This is a genomic window from Fibrobacter sp. (assembly GCA_024398965.1).
Classification (GTDB): domain Bacteria; phylum Fibrobacterota; class Fibrobacteria; order Fibrobacterales; family Fibrobacteraceae; genus Fibrobacter.
The window spans coordinates 1-1,928 of record JAKSIF010000122.1 but is presented as its reverse complement, the minus strand read 5'-3'; the positions used below and the strand labels follow the sequence as shown (position 1 = coordinate 1,928).

Here is a 1,928-nt window from a genome sequence, read left to right as displayed (position 1 = left end):
CCACTGCCAAATAGCCTGTCAATACCCAAAATGACCGTCTTCAAAAAAGATGGTCAAAAAATCGTATTTGCCGATGTGGATGGGCTATCTTACCATGCAGAATGGCAAGTGTCCCGCTTTATCCAATTGAGTTGTGTCGCCAGATGGTGAATGAATACACTTCTGCACTCTCTGCAGTGCTGAAGTCTCAGTCATATTCCATTGGCGGTCGCTCCATGACTAAAGCGAATCTTGCTGAAATTGAGAATGGTTTGGATAAATGGTCCCGCCGTCTTGAAGCGGCGACAAACGGAACATCTTCTAACGGAAAACCGAGATGCAGGCGGGTGATTCTTCATGGCTAATGGTGCGTTAAACTTTGGCTCTAGGGGCCTTGCCTGGAAGGGTGCGTCTACATCAAACGAAACGCTTAAGGCATTTCGCGTGTCTAAGGGCTCCGCTGATAGGGACGTTTCTGTTGATCGCGAAATTTTGGCGCTTCGAGCCAGAAACCTTTATCAGAATTCTCCGTTTTCTCGCGCTTTGATTGACACCATCGACACGAATGTGGTTGGAACAGGCCTTAAAGCACGTCCGGCAATTCTGTATGAATTGCTTGGAATGGATAGGAAAAACGCTAAAAAGTGGGAAAAGGATGTTCGCACGAAGTTTGAACTGTGGGCCTGCTCTAAACTTTGTGATGCCGAAGGTGAATGCGATTTTCATGAATTGCAGTCTTTGGCTTTTAAGACCCAGCTTGTGACTGGTGATGTGTTTGCTGTTACTCAGTATGTTAATGATTCTAAGTCTGCTTTTGGCCTTCGAATCAAACTACTTGAAGGTGACCGTTGCCGCAATCCCTTTGGCAAATTTGAATCTCAGAAGTTGTCCCAGGGAATTGAAGTAAATGAAAACGGTGCGGCCATCGCCTATCACTTTACGAAAGTTCCTCCGTTCAACCTCGACAACAATACTGATAGTGTTGAAACGGTGCGTATTCCTACTTTTGACGATTTTGGAAACGTCAATGTAATCCACTGTTTTACCGCTGCTCGCACTGACCAGCGTCGTGGCGTGACTATCCTGGCTCCAATCGTTTCTGACCTGAAGCATCAGGAAGGTTATAAGGATTCCGAGGTTATTGCCGCCCGCGTGAGCGCAGCCTTGGCTGTATTCCTGGAATCCAACAATCCGGATGAAGCTGGAGAAATGGACGGAAACGTTCCGGAAGAAGAAAAGGTTGGTGGAAGCTCTGGACCTGGTTCTCCGATTGAACTCGCTCCCGGAGCCATTTTGGAATTGCCGCAGGGATACAAGGCGAACGCCGTGAACCCGCTGCGTCCTAATGTAAACTACAAGCCTTTTGTGGATGCGATTTTCTGTGAAGATGGCGCTAGTGCAGGCGTTTCTTTTGAACTTGTTCTCAAGAGCTTCAGGGGCTCGAATTACAATTCCGTTCGTGCAGCATTGCACGAATCGAAGAAGACTTTTGACCGCTTCACCCATAATTTTGTCAGTGATTTTTGTCAACGAATCTACGAAAAGTGGCTTTGCCATGCCGTTATGACTGGAATGGTAGAGGCAGAAGGGTTTTTCGAAGATCCGCTGAAACGTGCTGCTTGGTGCAAGTGCAACTGGATTGGAGATTCTGCGTTCCTTTTGGATCCTCTTAAGGAAACTCAGGCTATCAAGATGCAGATTGACGAACAGCTTGTTTGCCGCGACGATGCAATTGCGGCTATTAACGGTGGCGATTACGAGAACATTGTGGACAGACTTTCTGAAGAAATGGACTACCGTGGAGAACACAATTTGCCGGAACCTGGTGCCGTGACAAAGAGCGAAAGTGTCAGCGTCTCTACGGTTGATAATGGCGAGGATGAGGAAGACTAATATGAATTTTTTGGCGAAGTTTATCGGTACAAAGTGGGCTATGCGCTCCGAAGATG

At 47.1% G+C, this 1,928-nt stretch carries 2 protein-coding genes; both read left to right on the top strand.

Features of this window, described 5'->3' with window-relative positions:
- Nucleotides 1-143 precede the first annotated feature (143 nt).
- The gene (locus tag MJZ26_15010) at nucleotides 144-344 is read left to right on the top strand and encodes a hypothetical protein (GenBank protein ID MCQ2107086.1); all 201 of its coding nucleotides are present in this window, start codon (nucleotides 144-146) and stop codon (nucleotides 342-344) included.
- The gene (locus MJZ26_15005; GenBank protein MCQ2107085.1) at nucleotides 337-1,872 is read left to right on the top strand and encodes a phage portal protein; all 1,536 of its coding nucleotides are present in this window, start codon (nucleotides 337-339) and stop codon (nucleotides 1,870-1,872) included. The genes MJZ26_15010 and MJZ26_15005 overlap by 8 nt, the downstream gene beginning before the upstream one ends.
- Nucleotides 1,873-1,928: the final 56 nt, after the last annotated feature.